Annotated in this window: 14 protein-coding genes; 7 read left to right on the forward strand and 7 right to left on the reverse strand. The window is 28.5% G+C overall.

All coding sequences use genetic code 11. The features are described from left to right. Nucleotides 1-136: 136 nt before the first annotated feature. Nucleotides 137-1531, reverse strand: a complete 1395-nt coding sequence (locus OW730_RS25565; RefSeq protein WP_271226883.1) for a PAS domain-containing sensor histidine kinase — start codon at nucleotides 1529-1531, stop codon at nucleotides 137-139. A 421-nt stretch (nucleotides 1532-1952) separates the two neighbouring features. Between OW730_RS25565 and OW730_RS25570 the strand changes: the two genes are divergently transcribed. Beyond that, nucleotides 1953-2228, forward strand: a complete 276-nt coding sequence (locus tag OW730_RS25570; protein WP_271226884.1) for a CD3324 family protein — start codon at nucleotides 1953-1955, stop codon at nucleotides 2226-2228. 398 nt (nucleotides 2229-2626) lie between these two features. Here OW730_RS25570 and OW730_RS25575 read toward each other — a convergent pair whose 3' ends face one another. Then, entirely contained in the window at nucleotides 2627-4021 is a 1395-nt protein-coding gene (locus tag OW730_RS25575) for a DDE-type integrase/transposase/recombinase (protein WP_271224722.1), read from the reverse strand. Between the two features lie 174 nt (nucleotides 4022-4195). Between OW730_RS25575 and OW730_RS25580 the strand changes: the two genes are divergently transcribed. Next, nucleotides 4196-4774, forward strand: coding sequence for a GNAT family N-acetyltransferase (locus OW730_RS25580; RefSeq protein ID WP_271226885.1), 579 nt, complete (start codon nucleotides 4196-4198; stop codon nucleotides 4772-4774). Between the two features lie 103 nt (nucleotides 4775-4877). Continuing rightward, on the forward strand, nucleotides 4878-5105 hold the full coding sequence (locus OW730_RS26975) for a hypothetical protein (protein ID WP_442945391.1): 228 nt from the start codon (nucleotides 4878-4880) through the stop codon (nucleotides 5103-5105). A gap of 24 nt (nucleotides 5106-5129) precedes the next feature. Here OW730_RS26975 and OW730_RS25585 read toward each other — a convergent pair whose 3' ends face one another. Further along, the gene (locus OW730_RS25585; protein WP_271226886.1) at nucleotides 5130-5789 is read right to left on the reverse strand and encodes a DNA-3-methyladenine glycosylase family protein; all 660 of its coding nucleotides are present in this window, start codon (nucleotides 5787-5789) and stop codon (nucleotides 5130-5132) included. 339 nt (nucleotides 5790-6128) lie between these two features. On the opposite strand from OW730_RS25585, the gene OW730_RS25590 reads away from it, so the two are divergent. Both OW730_RS25590 and OW730_RS25595 read left to right on the forward strand, forming a co-directional pair. Continuing rightward, nucleotides 6129-6686 carry a matrixin family metalloprotease gene (locus OW730_RS25590; RefSeq protein ID WP_271226887.1) on the forward strand — a complete coding sequence of 186 codons (558 nt, stop codon included), beginning with the start codon at nucleotides 6129-6131 and terminating at the stop codon, nucleotides 6684-6686. A gap of 19 nt (nucleotides 6687-6705) precedes the next feature. Further along, complete coding sequence (locus tag OW730_RS25595; protein ID WP_271226888.1) at nucleotides 6706-7485, forward strand: hypothetical protein; 780 nt, start codon at nucleotides 6706-6708, stop codon at nucleotides 7483-7485. A 164-nt stretch (nucleotides 7486-7649) separates the two neighbouring features. On the opposite strand, the gene OW730_RS25600 is transcribed toward OW730_RS25595, so the two are convergent. From OW730_RS25600 to OW730_RS25615, 4 genes are all read right to left on the reverse strand, one after another. Beyond that, nucleotides 7650-9437, reverse strand: a complete 1788-nt coding sequence (locus OW730_RS25600; protein WP_271226889.1) for an ABC transporter ATP-binding protein — start codon at nucleotides 9435-9437, stop codon at nucleotides 7650-7652. Between the two features lie 274 nt (nucleotides 9438-9711). Continuing rightward, entirely contained in the window at nucleotides 9712-10365 is a 654-nt protein-coding gene (locus OW730_RS25605) for a nucleotidyltransferase domain-containing protein (protein WP_271226890.1), read from the reverse strand. 94 nt (nucleotides 10366-10459) lie between these two features. Continuing rightward, complete coding sequence (locus OW730_RS25610) at nucleotides 10460-10795, reverse strand: cupin domain-containing protein (RefSeq protein WP_271226891.1); 336 nt, start codon at nucleotides 10793-10795, stop codon at nucleotides 10460-10462. A 33-nt stretch (nucleotides 10796-10828) separates the two neighbouring features. Beyond that, a complete protein-coding gene (locus OW730_RS25615) occupies nucleotides 10829-11704 on the reverse strand; it encodes a LysR family transcriptional regulator (protein WP_271226892.1) in 876 nt (291 codons plus the stop codon). Between the two features lie 302 nt (nucleotides 11705-12006). On the opposite strand from OW730_RS25615, the gene OW730_RS25620 reads away from it, so the two are divergent. Together OW730_RS25620 and OW730_RS25625 are read left to right on the forward strand one after the other, a co-directional pair. Beyond that, entirely contained in the window at nucleotides 12007-13773 is a 1767-nt protein-coding gene (locus OW730_RS25620; protein WP_271226893.1) for an ABC transporter ATP-binding protein, read from the forward strand. 43 nt (nucleotides 13774-13816) lie between these two features. Next, on the forward strand, nucleotides 13817-15505 hold the full coding sequence (locus OW730_RS25625; protein WP_271226894.1) for an ABC transporter ATP-binding protein: 1689 nt from the start codon (nucleotides 13817-13819) through the stop codon (nucleotides 15503-15505). The last annotated feature ends 37 nt before the right edge of the window (nucleotides 15506-15542 follow it).

A 15542-nucleotide genomic window follows, 5' to 3' on the forward strand; every position in this document is an offset into this window, starting at 1 on the left:
TTACTTATACTTCTTTACATTATTAAATTTCATTACATTATTATCCATATACTTTATTATAACAAATTATGAACAATTTTTTAATAAAATATTAAGTTAACAAACAAAACCACCATATCAGGTGGTCTTGTTATTATTAAATATCAGAGAATTCAATATTAATTTTCTCTTTTATATAATCATCTTTTTCCATTAATATATTTAACTTTTCACTTGAGCATGCTTTACAAACTGGCAACTTCAATTTAAATTCACTTCCCTTACCATATTCACTTTTTAAAGATATTGTACCCTCTTGCATCTCTACTAAAGATTTAACTATAGATAATCCTATACCACTCCCCTCGTGAGTTCTTGTAAAAGATTTATCTACCTGTCTAAATCTATTAAAGATCAAGTCAATATTTTCTTCTTCTATACCTATACCTGTATCCTTTATAACGATCTTAACATTATCACCTTCATCAAAGATATGAACAAATATACTTCCACCTTCTGGAGTGAATTTTACAGCATTTGATAACAAATTAAGTATAATTCTATCCATACTATCCAAATGACAACAGACCATTATTTCCTCAACCTCAGTGTCAAACTCTATATTCAACCCTTTATTCTCAATATAATCCACTACAGATGATGTAATATCTTCAACTACAGATACAATATTATGCTTATCCATCTTTATATCAAAATATCCTGAATCAATCTTTGTAATATCCAATAAATTATTTATTAATCTCAGTAATCTATAACCATTTTGTTTTAGTGCTTTAAAACTCTTATTATTCTTATGTCCAAGCTCTTGAGCTGTATTTTCGAGAAGCTGTATTGATGCTAAAATAATTGTTAATGGAGTTCGTAATTCATGAGATAGATTAGAAAAGAATTCGTCTTTAAGCTTTTCATGCTCTATTTTTTCTCTTAATTTCTTTTCTTCTAAATTAACTTTTTCTTCTAACTCTAAGATTTTCTTTTTTTCAGTAACATTTTCACATATAACTAATGCATAATTTTTACCTTTCACCTCTATACTTCTACCATGTATTTCCATGTCAATTACTTGTCCATTTTCTCTGAAAAACATTTCTTCTATAATGGGCTCAAAATATCTTCCTTCTTTTACAGCATCATACCTTTCTTCTCCTATTACATCTATATTGAATTTCACAAAATCTTCTACATTTCTTCCGATTATTTCAGATGGGTCTTTATACCCAAAAATCTCTGCTGCTTTTTTGTTCAAATATATAAACTTTAATTTTCTATGTACAAAAACGGCATTAGGTGCGGACTCGATTATTTCTTCAAATAATTCAATCCTGTTATCTTTTTTTATATACTTTCTTTCTTTTGTCCTTGTTATAAATAAGAATACATTTATTATTAATAATATAATAAATATACTAATAACAATAATATAATTTAGTTTAATATTATTACAATAAAATATTAAACCTATTAATATTGCTAGACAGTTAATTAAGTTACCAATCATAAGCTGCCTCTTGTATATCTTTTGTAATTTCATTAATATCCTCCTAAAGAGTTTTCTAAATATCATTAAATACATTTACAGTTTACCACATTTAACACTGTTTAGTAATAATATCAATGTATCTAATATTAATATGGTAAATATAATTAAGATTTCTTATATATAACTTTATCAATATTATGTATTTGAAGTTTAATATTGGTTATTATATAATTAACATTATACAGTTTAACACTATTTGGTTATAACTTTATTGTTGTAATCATTAGTTTATATGGAGGTGAGTTTGACTTGGTAAAGTCGGTTCCTAGAAAAGGCTCTGTGCAAAGACTGCATAAGAATTAGAACAAGGTTTTGTTCAGAGCCCAATTTTAGTAGATTAATTTTAAAAAAATATTTTTGTGTAGTCTTTGCTCAATATTTACATTTTATTAAGTAGATAGGAGCAATGATTATGAAATATGAAAAAGCTGATAATATATTACCAAAAGATGTGATTGAATTAATTCAACAATACATGGATGGTGGCTATTTATATATTCCTACAAAAGCTGAAAATAAGAAAGCTTGGGGAGAAAATAGTGGTACAAAAGATAGTCTAAAGAAAAGAAATAGAGAGATATTTAATAGATACAATGATGGAATCTCTATTAAACAACTTAATAAAGAGTACTATCTTACTGAGCATAGTATTCGAAGAATTATCAGACAAGAAAAAGCAGTTGGATAAATTTAAAAATGGTATTTGATATTCTAATTTTAGATTATCAAATACCATTTTTTTTATGTGTATTTGTATCCTTTTAAACAGGCAACTTTAATACAGATTCATCTATGTACTTGAGATAATAAGAAGATGAATGCTAATATTTTATTTGAGCATAGCAAATGTATGAAAGTAACGATGGTAGTGTCAAAAGTATATGAAAATTGATAAGGAATATAAGGATTTAAAGACAAGAAGATTAATTTAGTTGAGAATGGAAAATTGAAAATGGAAAACGAAGGATATTTCTCTCCGAGAAATTGAAAAGATTAATATTTTTTATCCCGAAAGGGATGTGTGATTCTAAAAAAGGGTATGGCAAATAAACCTATGATATAGGTCGATTTTAAAATAATGCGATATTAAGATTGGCAGTATGACTCAGCTAATTTCATTAATTTGCACCAACGTGCAGGCATGGTTTCCAACTCTTCAAGTTCTGGAATTATTACAGGAACTTTTTGTTCTAAGCTTGCATGAGGTTTCAAGAAATTGAAGTATGTACAAAAAAGAATTATATGAGTTATAGAGCCGTTTGAGCTATTGTAGCCATTAGTAGTCTTATAACTTCTCTTAAAGGTTCTGTTTAATCGTTCAATAATCTGTTTTAAAGGACGATATTCAGCTGAAACTTCATCATCATTGGTAAGTCCAATTACTTGCATGACATCAAAATTAATATCGTGATTAGCGAAGAAAACTTCTGCTAACAGATATATTGGATTACCATCAACTACTAGTTTAAGGCTTTCAGGAAGTTTTTCGTACTTAGTGATAACATCGTAGATGGCTCTACAAGCTAAGAAAGTATCGCGATTAGGCGAAACTCTATACGAGAGAATTATCTTTTTAACAGCATCAAAGAAGAAACATATATAGTTCCATTTACCATTGACTTTGATGTATGTTTCATCGCCGCATATAGATTCTGTTGGATTATAGGGATAGTTGTCCACCATTGGTTTTAGTAGAACAGAAGCAGCTGCAGCGTAGTTTAGCACAGTTTGATGTGATATTTTAACACAATGAACTTCTCTCATGATAGCTGCTGTTTTTCTTGAAGATAATCCGTAATTTACGTAGTAAGTCATTATTAAGCCAAATACGTGGGATGATGAATACATCTTGGATAAGGATATATTACTTTGCACAGGACTATCGCCCTTTAGAGATGCAAAATCGAAATCAAATTCTCTAAATATATATCTAACTTTAGTGTCATAGGGTTTTTCTTTGGTAATAGACTTTAAGTTGTTTTTATAAAAAGAACAGTTGTTGTTTCGGCATTTGTAAATGGTAAAATTACTACGATTTTTAATTCGTTCTAAAAATTTATTGCAATGAGGACACTTAAATCTTACCTGCTTATCATAAAGGTTTTTAGTGTTAAAGTTAGTGGAACAGACTTTGCATTTATATTGACCACGCCCTCCATTGTTATCGTATAGATAAATATTTGGAGCATTGCATTTAGGACAACTGATTTTAGAACTCACGTGAGAACGTCCTTTTTGAGTTCTAACAGGAGCTAACTCTTTACCTTTGAGTTTATAATGCTCCGATAGGAGTTCTCTGTAATCTAACCTTTCAGGTTTCACAATTATTGGTTTATCATCCACTTGTATTTTCCTGTAAGGTTTATCTAAAGTATCAGAATTGGGGATCTTATTGAGTCCTTTTCCAGTCAATAAAATAATGAGTAGATTTATAACTTGCTTAAGAAAAACAATATACAAAACTAAATAATAATTAATCATGTTAAAAACTTGCCTCCTTATCTTTGGTTATATATTTTTTTTCGCAAACTAAAATTAACACCTTTAGAGGGAGGGGGCAAGTCTAATATAGATAAAGTATTGAAAATCAAGGGGTTACGTCGAAAGTACCATTAAAACTTTTGACAATACCGTAACGATTTAGGGGGATATTTTATGGAAAACAATAAAGGAATAAACATTGAAAGTTTCTTAGAAGGAGACAAAGTATATTTAAGGAGATTAGATATAACCGATCTTGAAATTTATGCAAACTCATTAGTAAATTTAGATATAAAATCTAGAATATTTACAGGTTGTACAGGAGTATTCACCAAAGCCCAAACAGAAAAGTGGATAAATTCAATACTAACTGATAACTCTAGGATTGACTTTTTAATAATATCAAAAGAAGACAATAGTGTAGTTGGTGATGTTGTTTTAAATGAAATTAATAGAACTAAGAGAAGTTCAAATATAAGAATAGGTATATTTAACAGTTGTAACTTTGGAAAAGGTTATGGAACTGAAGCAATGGTTTTAGCTTTGAATTATGGATTTGGTATGTTTAATTTACACAGAATAGAGCTTACAGTTTATGATTTCAACGAAAGAGCAATTCACGTTTATGAAAAAGTAGGATTTAAAAAAGAAGGTGTGTTAAGAGATTATCTGTATTTCAATCATAAGTACTATGATGCTATAGTCATGAGTATTTTAGAAGATGACTTTAGACAAAAACACTTATCTGAATAACTAAGATTATAAAAAAATTTTTCATATTTCACATAAGTATTTGCAGTTACATTAAATAACTTCCATTCAATTTATTTAAGTAACTGTAAATACTATATTAGATGTGAAAAAGGCAAACTATCCAATTGTATTTATTATTGCACCTATTATGATTTATGCTAACTGGAAAAATGAATACTTACCCATATATCAATTAATCACTTATGACCATCTTTTAAGATTTTTTAGATTCTTATTTAAGTATTCCCTAGCTTCAGCATCAGTATATCCTTCTTTTATCATAAATACTATCCAGACAGTATTTACTTATTTAATTATGACATTATTATAAGATACCTATTATGACAACTGTATGTCATATATTATTTTTCAAATGAACCTTTTCAATATTTTCATATTTAAAATAATTTCTAACAGTAATTTCCCATAAATAAAAAGATGCTATAGTATTATATGGTGCGAACCTGTTCTTAAACTTTTCAAATTCTTTAATACTAGGCTCTTCTTTCATATTATAAAGCCATTTTAATCCCTTTCTGATTCCTAAATCATTGTAGCTCATAACATTTTTTCTATTTAAGCAAAAAATCAAGAACATTTCAGCAGTCCAAACACCTATCCCCTTTATTTTAACAAGTTGTTCTATAATCTCTTCATCTGACATCATAGGAAAATTCTCTAAACCTAATTCATTTTTTTTAACCACCTTTGCAATATTTCTTATATAACTTATTTTAGTCTTTGACAGTCCGCAATTTCTTAATGCTTCAAAACTTGCTTTAAGTATATTATCAGGATTTATATCTATGATAAACTCTTCAAATCTATTCCATATTGAAATGGCTGCTTTATATGCTAATTGTTGAAATACTATACTATTAACTAAAGCAATAAATGAATCTTGAATATATTCTCTATTTATTTCACCAATAGAATCAATCAACATTCTCATTTTATCATCTTTGTTTTTTAAACCTTCTATTTCACTTTTAGTAATTATTATTTTTTTATACATATTAATAGGTTATCCTCCTATATATTCTTTAGTACTTACATTATCTTCTATAGGTTAAAGTTTTGTTTTCCAATTTAATTTTCACCTTAATCTTTCAAACTCATCTACATTAAGCTTTCTCTTTTGTCCGAATAATCAAAATATTAAAGTTATTTTTTTACATTTATACTTATTCTGTAATAGGAATAAATATAAATAATTCAAAATAATTGAAATTATATCAATGTTTTACGAAAAAAAATAGTAGTTTTATTGCAGTATATTACAAAAAAAACTAAATTTTCATAGTAAGATATTACTTGTACTTATATAAATATAAAATCAAGGGAGGAATTCTTTATGAACAAAAAAATTAAAAGTTTATTAACTTGTTGTTTATTTAGTGGTTTACTATTTAGTTCTGTTTCTGTCTATGCTTATAATACTTATGGTTATCAAAAAGTAACAGGAATATCTAATGAATTTTATTATGTAGATTCAGGAGTTTCAACAACGTATGAAACAGCAATTGATGATGCAGTTGACGATTGGGAAAGTCAAGTAAGTAGTTTAAGTCTTAGACAAACAACTAATCAATCGGCTTCTAATATGGATTTTTATACTTATTCTAAGAGCGATAACGTGTTAGGTTATACTCAGTTTTATACTAATGCTACTTTAGATCCAGGTGCACCTGATAAAAATTGGTATTGGAATAAAATCTATTTAAACACTGCTACTTTAGGTAGTAAGGATGGTCCTAAAAAACAAGGTGTTACAGCTCATGAAGTTGGACATGCATTAGGCTTAGCTCATGATAATAGTAATCCTAATGTTTTGATGTGTCAAACCTCATCTGGTCGTAAAGTAGAGACTGTACAAAGCGATGATAAAAATGGTGTAAATAGTATATATTAATTATCAGGAGGAATTTTATATGTTAAGAAAAAAAATATTTGTAGCTTTTAGTTTGTCTGCATTATTAGGTATTTCGTATTTAGGTCTTAATAATTTGTTATCCGTAAATGAAAATGTTGCTGCGACAATTGGAGTTAATGACTTATCAACTACATCGTTAAACGAAAAAACTGAAAATGGGAATAACAATTACTTAAATGAGAACGATAATAATAAAATATACAAAAAAATTTCAACAGAAGTCGATTTTGCCAAAGCATATGATGATTTTGACTCATTATTAAAAGACTCTTCTTTAGTTGTATCTGGTAAAGTAAAAGATTTAAAATCATATATTACCGATTTTGACGCGATATATACTGCCTTTGAGTTAAATATTAAGGATGTTTTTAAAGGTACTGTTGATGAGAAGAAAATAAGTATTTATACTCAAGGTGGATCTATTCCATACGGAGAATACTTCGCTTCAAATGAAGAATTGTTCAAAATAAAATTAAGTGAAGAAGCATTTAATCAAGCAAAAGAAGATTCTATTAATAAAGCAGATGAATTGGTTATTAGTACATTCGCCAATACCGAAAATATAGAGAAGAATGATAGTTTATTGTTATTCTTAAATTTCGATGAAACTGAGAATAAATATTATATTGTTGGTAGTATACATTATGGTAAGTTTTTTTATGATGAAGAAAACGAAGAATTTTATAGGTTAAATCACGAAGAGAAAATTGGAAATAAATCCAAAAAATTAAAAATAAAAGTTAATGCTTTTAAAAACAAAGTTAAAAATAAGATTTAATCAGTGCTTTAATCACGTCTTTTTATACAAGATAACATTAAATTACTTATAAAACATACTACAATTCATATTTCTTAATGCAAACCAATAACTTAAAACATTGTTTATCATGTTAATTTTAGGAAGCATTTAATTAAGGAGATGAATTAACTCATCTCCTTAATTTAACTAATATTCTCTATATCAAAATCTTGATTATACGTTAAGTCTTCTTCTAGCTCCATATCTTTAATCAAATACATCTCCCATAATTTCTTAAAATATCCCTCTGTTTTAATTAGCTTAGAAAAGCTACCTTTCTGAAGGATACGACCATTATCCATTACTACAACAGTATCAAACATATCTAGTAGATGCAGACGATGAATTGTGCAAATCACGCAACTTTTATTATAAGCCTTAAAAAGCTCTTTAAAAATTAATCGTTCATTAAATGCATCAACATTACTAGTAACTTCATCTAAAAGCAACATATTTTTTCCTTTTGAAAAGAATAATGCTCTAGCTAAAGCAAGTCTTTGCTTTTCACCACCAGATAAGTTTACACCTTTCTCTCTTATATCAGTTTTAATACCCTTAGGTAATCTTTCTATTACTTCATTCAAGCGTGCAATATCTATTACCTTTTCAAGTTCCCCCTTATCAGCATCCAGCCCAAATGTTATATTATACTCTAATGTATTTTCAAATATTTCAACATCCTGTGGTGCTAACATTGCTGAATTACTTAATATATTTAACTGTGAATACTCCTTGTACTCTATAAATAACTTAACTTCTTCAGGTTCATAAAATCCTGCAAGTATATTTATAAGAGTACTCTTACCACAACCACTAAGTCCTACTATTGCTATTTTACTATCATTAGTAATGTCCATATCAATATTTTGAAGAGTATCTTTTTCCTTGTCATACTTGAAATTCAGATTTCTGATTGAAACTTGATTCCATAAACTAATTCCTTCTTGAATTTTATCAGACTCATATTCACAGGAGGATTGTAGTATGGGATTTACTGATTCAATATCTGCTTTCCAACGTAGAGTTTCATAGAAATTACTTGTGATTTGAAAAAAAGCATCTCTCATCTGCTTATAATAGTTAATAATTAATATGAAAGTACCAACCAAAATTGCTTCCCCAGATATCCTACAAGCCCATAAATAATATAGTATTATGGCAAATTCAGTTACAATTCCACCTAGACCAATTATGAAACATCTAGGCTGATTAATCCAAAATTCATTCATGTGTTCTTTATAATATCCATCAAACTTTTTATCAAGTTCTTTACTTGTCTCTTTTTTTAATCTAAGAGATATAATAGTCTTTATGTTACCCACGAAGTCTATAAGTCTTGCAGCATATGCATGTGAGTGTTCATTCTGCCTTTCCAAAATTGGATGTATTATCTTATTCATTTTTTGAACTACTACAAGATTCACTGTTGTTAGAGTTAAGCATATAGCAGAAATCTTCCATGAAATAATAGTCAGCACAATGACAGGACCTAAAGATAAAAGAAAATTCCCCAGATATTCATACTGCGCAAAACCAAAGTTTCTAATTGCTAGTCCTGCAGTATTAATTCTATTTACAACTTCTCCTGAATGATGATCAGTATGCCATCTCATTGGCAAATTATAAACCTTACTATACATATCATTAATAAATCGTTGTTGATTTCTATATGCAGTGGTCATTTCAAAGAATCTCGCAGTATGATGGAAAATTTGAAAAACAAAGAACCCTACTAAATATAGGCCAAACCACCTTAATGTTGATGAAAGATATTCTACTCCATTAATTTGAAGTGAGTTAATAGCTTTACCAAAGGCAAAAGGCTGTAGTAATTCTCCACTATAAGAGATCGTATGCAATATATAAAAGACAATGACTTTCCAACGATCTTCCCCTGAATATTTCCATGCTTTTTTAAATAAATATATCATTGCTATTCCTCCTCAAATAAGTTTTTTAAAAATACATTCATTAAAAAACTCTTTAGGGAGGAGGTCGGATGCTATAAAGAAAAACATCAACAACCTTGCTTATAGGTCATACTTACAATTTATCAAATTCCTTCTTCATGTTTTTCACCCCTTCTTAATTTGTATAGTTATATTTTACTATAAATGTAATATAATAAAAACAATTGTATTTTTCCATACAATGTATCCCTGTGGCCATTCCATAGTTTACATGCCCCTTCATCTCTTTATATCTTTATATCTTCCTATTACCTTGCTTCTTTCTAAACTCATCAAGCAGTGAAATCCGTTCCTCTCTTTCTCTCATAATCTCAGTTTGGTATCTACTTTCAAATGGCTCCATGTATAGAACATAATCATTCCACTTTTCTTTTTCATAATCATAGTTATTAGCATCTCTAGTGTGGTCTGCAGCTATATCTACTTGCATTCCACAAATGCACAATCTACCAAAATATCTTACTACCCATGTACCCTCATTATCCACAAAAGGTTCAACAATATACTCTTTAAATAAATCTCTTACTCTATAAAAATCTTTTGTATTAACCATAATATCAATATCATGAGGGTTTAATTGAACACCTCTTGCAGCATCAGCAGCACTTCCAATCAAATACCATTCAATATGCTTTTTATTACATTCACGTGCAAACATATCCAGAGCCGCTTTCCAATCGCTATTCTTTCCAGTAAACATTTCTTCTCCTAATCTTTGAAAATTACTAGAAACTAATTTCTTATCTTCTACTGAATTAGGATACTCCTTTATAAATCTGTTACCACTCTTTTGAAAAAATGCCTCTTTTAAAATATTCTCATATTCTACTTGTATATCTTCTACACATAAAACGAATTTATTATCTCTTTCATAACAAAAACAATTCATATCAATTCCTCCTCACTACTATTAGTAATCTACTAATTTGTATTCCGTAAGAATAATATACCAAGTTTTTTATAAACACTTTTGATTTGAATTGTTATTTTTTAGCTTTATATCGTTTTTTTTCATTGAAAAAAGTTACATCAGCATACCCAGCATAAATTTTACCATAATGTCTTATACCCGCAGGAATATAATACCTGTCCCCTTTGTAATAACTTTTCATTTCACCATCAATACATAAATCGATTCTTCCTTCTAAGACAATACCATACTGTGCTTCATGAGCATGTTCTGGTAAATCCACATCTTCATCAAAGTCCATAAAAAGAATTTGATGATCTGATCCTTGTGATAAATATGCTGTCAATCCATTTATAGGTATGTCAGCTAATGGTAACTTTTCAATTGATTCTGGGAAAATAGTTTCCATATCCTTTGCACCTCCATTATTCAACTATATTTTCTATCGATTATTATAGACTTCAGGAATTAAATTAAGAAACTTCTTTACAACATCTGCGTTTTCTCTTTTTTTATTAACTGCAATATAATTATAAAATTTCTTTGGCTTTAAATTATTGATTTTAATTTCTTTGAATATACCAGCCTCTAAATCCTCTTTAACTGAGTAACTTGGAATAAAAGCACACCCATAACCTTTCTTAACATATTCAATAAGCTGAGCAATACTATTTATATTAATTCTTGGTTTAAATGATTTCGGGAGTGCATCCAAGAGCCATTTTTCCAATTCTGTATTTAAGTGAAAAAAAGAAAAGTTTAGAGAAGTTAGTTCTGATACATTTATTTTAGTTGGAATGTCATAGTCTGGATTAGCTATTAAAATCCATTCATATTCCAAGTAAGGTATAACTTCGATCTTTTGTGAACTATGAGCAATGTAAGTGAAACCAATATCTCCATCATTCTCAAATAATATCTCTAGTTGAACAGAAGGTTTATTAAATCTTATATCCAAGGAATATTGTGGATACAAGTTATAAAACTTGTCTACAATTGGAGCTATTTTTTCCCTATAAAGACCTCCAGACACATTTATTCGTATACAATCTTCGAAATTGCCAGCGCTTTTAATATGACTTATCGCTTCGTTCTCATTAGCAATCATATTATTAGCATATGGTACAAGTAACTTTCCCGCATTTGTAATTTTAACTTTCCATTTACTCCTTTCGAAAAGTTTAGTATCTAAAAATTTTTCAAGTTCATTTATTCTAGAAGATACTGTTGATTGAGCTACATTCATATGTTCGGCTGTTTTTACAAAGCTTTCAGTTATCGCTAAAACCTGAAATGTTCTATAATTTTCAATATTCATTTACCCCTCTCCTTATTCAAATATTATTTATATTAATTTAATGGATTACATCATATTTACTTATTATACAAATATTTTGAATAACACTTCAATAGTAAAAAAAATTGAAAGCTGCCTTGTTGGAATATTCATCTATTTGATTAGCTATAAACCATTTTTATATTCGCATCGATTTTTCCTATCAAAGTATACAAAAATATTCGTTACAAATGTTAATAATTCTCTGATACAATTGATTCACAAAGCAATTGCTTTTTCTAATGATATAAAGCTTTGATTCTCGTGGATAGGGTGGTGTGAAGTTGAAAAAAAGAAAAGAATATATTAACAAAGATAAAATAAATGCATTTCTTTGGATGCTATCCTTTTTAAAAAATTATTGGAAGCGTTTTTTAATAACTTTGTTTGTGGCATTCGGAGTAGCTCTTTGCCAACTTTTGATTCCTCAATATTTTAATATATTGTTAGATTACATACTAAATGAACAAAAGAATTTATTTGTATATAAGATGTTAGCCATTAGCTTAATAATAATCGTAATCACCATGATCTTATTAAAAATAATACACAATATTTTTCAGAAAAAATTGCAAGAAAGAGTTCTAATGGATATTCAAATACATGTATTTAAACAACTCCATAGATTAGGAATACCTTACTTTGAAGGAAATAATGTTGGTGATTCTTTAGCCATATTAACTTCAGAAATAGATGCGATTCAAGGTTTTTACAGAAATATTTTCCCTAAACTCATTTGGAACAGTGTATATTTTGTTATCTCTATTATATGCATGTTTAGTATAAATTCTAAATTGACGGCTATTTTTATTTGTAGTGTAACTATATACTATATTATTTGGCCTTTTACCGAAAAAAGAAGGGTTAACTTAACTCAAAAGTTACAAAAAAACAGGAAAGCTTTATCACAAAAAATATATGGGAGTTTATCTGCTTTTCTAGAGGTAAGAGCATATAATCGGGAGAATTGGGAGATCAATCGTCTTAGAAAAGAAATTATCAAGTTTAACAATATATTTGTAAAAGCTATGTTATTTAGTGACATACTTAATTCATTTAAAAACATAATCATAAGGATTACAGCGTTAATAATATTTGGAGTCTCATTTTATGAAGTAAAGGAAGGCAATTTATCAATTGGGGCGTTCACAGCATATATTATCTACTATTTTTCAAGTGTGGGTGCATTAACAATATTAATTAGTAGTTTAACAGAACAGTATTTTGTAGTTTTTCAAGCTAAATATATATATGACTTATGCAACCAAAAACCTAATATCGTTTCAGGGACAAACTCATTAGAATATTTTAATGAAAATTGGGAAATTGAGTTTAAAGATGTTTCTTTTTCTTATCAAAATATTTCAATATTAAAGAATGTTAGTTTTACAATATCAAAAGGAGAGCGAATTGCATTTGTTGGTGATAGTGGATGTGGAAAATCTACAATCTTAAAGTTAATCTCAAGATTTTATGATCCTAGTAATGGAGCAATACTCCTAAACGGAATATCCCTAAAAGACTTACAACTCAGTGAGTTGAGAGATTCAATCGGATATTTGTTTCAAGAGAATTATATATTCGCAATGTCAGTCTTAGATAATATAAAATTTGGAAATCCAAGTGCTTCATTTGATGAAGTAGTTGATGCTGCAAAAGATGCTTGTATACATGACGAGATAATGAAGTTACCAGAAGGTTACCATACACCTCTTGGAGAGAGAGGCTTCAACATATCTGGTGGTCAAAAGCAAAGGATTGCTATTGCACGCTTATTTGTGAAAAATCCAGAAGTAATTATCCTAGATGAAGCTACTTCTGCATTAGATAATTATACAGAGTCTAAAATAGTTACTGCAATGAATCGTAGGTTTGAGAACAGTACTGTTATTGCTGTTGCACACAGGTTTTCCTCAGTTAAGGATTACGACAGACTTGTCTTAATAGAAGATGGGGAGATTGTAGAAAGTGGAAATTATAGTGAATTGTCTTTATCAGGGACAAAGTTTCATAAATATGTAATTACACATGAAGTTGATGAGGTGAGTTAAAATTAAAGAGATAAAGATAGTATATAAATACTCGAAAACCGTTATGTTAGAATTAGTTTTTGGAAGTATCTTTCTCATAGTAAATATGCTGTGTTTACTCAGTGCAAATTATTATGAAAAAACGATAATTGATAATGTTTTTGTAACTTTGAAATGGAATGCGCTCTTTCAAGTATTGTGTATCTATGGACTTGTGTCATGTATTGGACTAGTATCAGGATTATTGGGACCTTATATTCTGATTAAAATCCAAACAAAACTCAGGTTAGAAATGTACGACAAACTATTGAGATCAATCTATAAGTTGCCTACAGAAATTTTTTTATCACAGAAAATAGGGAAATATTTAAGTAATTTTAATTATGATGTGGTAATGGCTTCTCTAATATATATTTATTCAATTCCTGAATTAATACTGCAACTTTTTAGCACAATAATTATTCTTGGGATATTATTTGTTATCAACAAATGGGTTTTTATTTTTGCATTAATTTGGTCTTTAACATATGTTTTTCTTCAACAATTGTTTGGGAAAAAAGTAAAAGAGGTTAATAAAGAAATTGCGATTGGAAAATCTGATATTACTATTTGTATTGAAGAAGGAATCTCAGCAACTAGAGAAATTGTTTCTTGGAACAGATATAACTGGGCAACTGATAGACTCAGAAAAATGTACGATAAATATTTGCAAAGTATTAATAAAGAAATTAAAGTAACTAATAAAAGTGTGCTTTTCGGGGATGCTATTGAGTGGCTTCCTAAAGTTACTGTGTTGATAGTTGGTGGATATGCAGTTTTTAAAGGAGATTACTCGGTTGGAATGATATATTTGATGTATCAATACATCTCTAAGGTTATGAAGTCAAGTAATGAACTATTCGCTACATTAATTAAAATTAGAAAATATGTGGTTTCTTTAGAGCGATTGGAGAAAATATTTTCATCAAACTCTCACGATACAAGAATAAAACTACTTAATGGAAAAATCAACAAAATTCATTTCAATGATATTCATTTTAGATTTCCAGGGTGTGATGAAAATGTTTTGAGGGGCTTAACATTTGAATTCCTCATAGGGAAGACAAATGGTCTAGTTGGTCTTAGTGGAGGTGGAAAATCAACCATCATTCAGTTAATTGCAGGATTTTATCAACCAAGTCAAGGTGATATATATATTAATGACATTCCATTATCATCTTTAAAAAAATCACAGCTTAACCAACGCATGGCAATTGTTTTCCAAGATCCCTATTTTTTTGCAGATAGCATAGAAGAAAACATCATAATGGGAAGAAGAAATATTGATAAAAAGAAACTCATTGAAGTATGCAAAATAGTAGAAATATTTGATTTCATACAAGAGTTGCCTTTCAAGTTTAACACTTTACTAGGTGAGCGTGGGATAAATTTATCTGGAGGACAAAGACAACGTATTGCTTTGGCCAGGGCACTGATTGGAGAACCTGAAATATTAATTTTAGATGAGTCCACATCAGCATTAGATGTAAAAACAGAAAGCAATATTATGAATAATATAAAAAAAGCTAGATTTAATCAAACAACGATTGTTATTGCTCACAGATTATCTACAATAGAAAGTGCTGAAAATATAATAATCCTTGATAAAGGAAAGGTATCAGATGAAGGTACACATGAACAATTATTAATAACCAGTGATATTTACCAAAATCTCGTGAATAAACAAATTACTAATATTAAAATAGCTGAATAATTCTAGGTAGATACTTATCAATCAAATTAATTACATT

Origin of the sequence: Oceanirhabdus sp. W0125-5 (assembly GCF_027938815.1) — a bacterium.
GTDB lineage: Bacteria > Bacillota > Clostridia > Clostridiales > Clostridiaceae > Oceanirhabdus.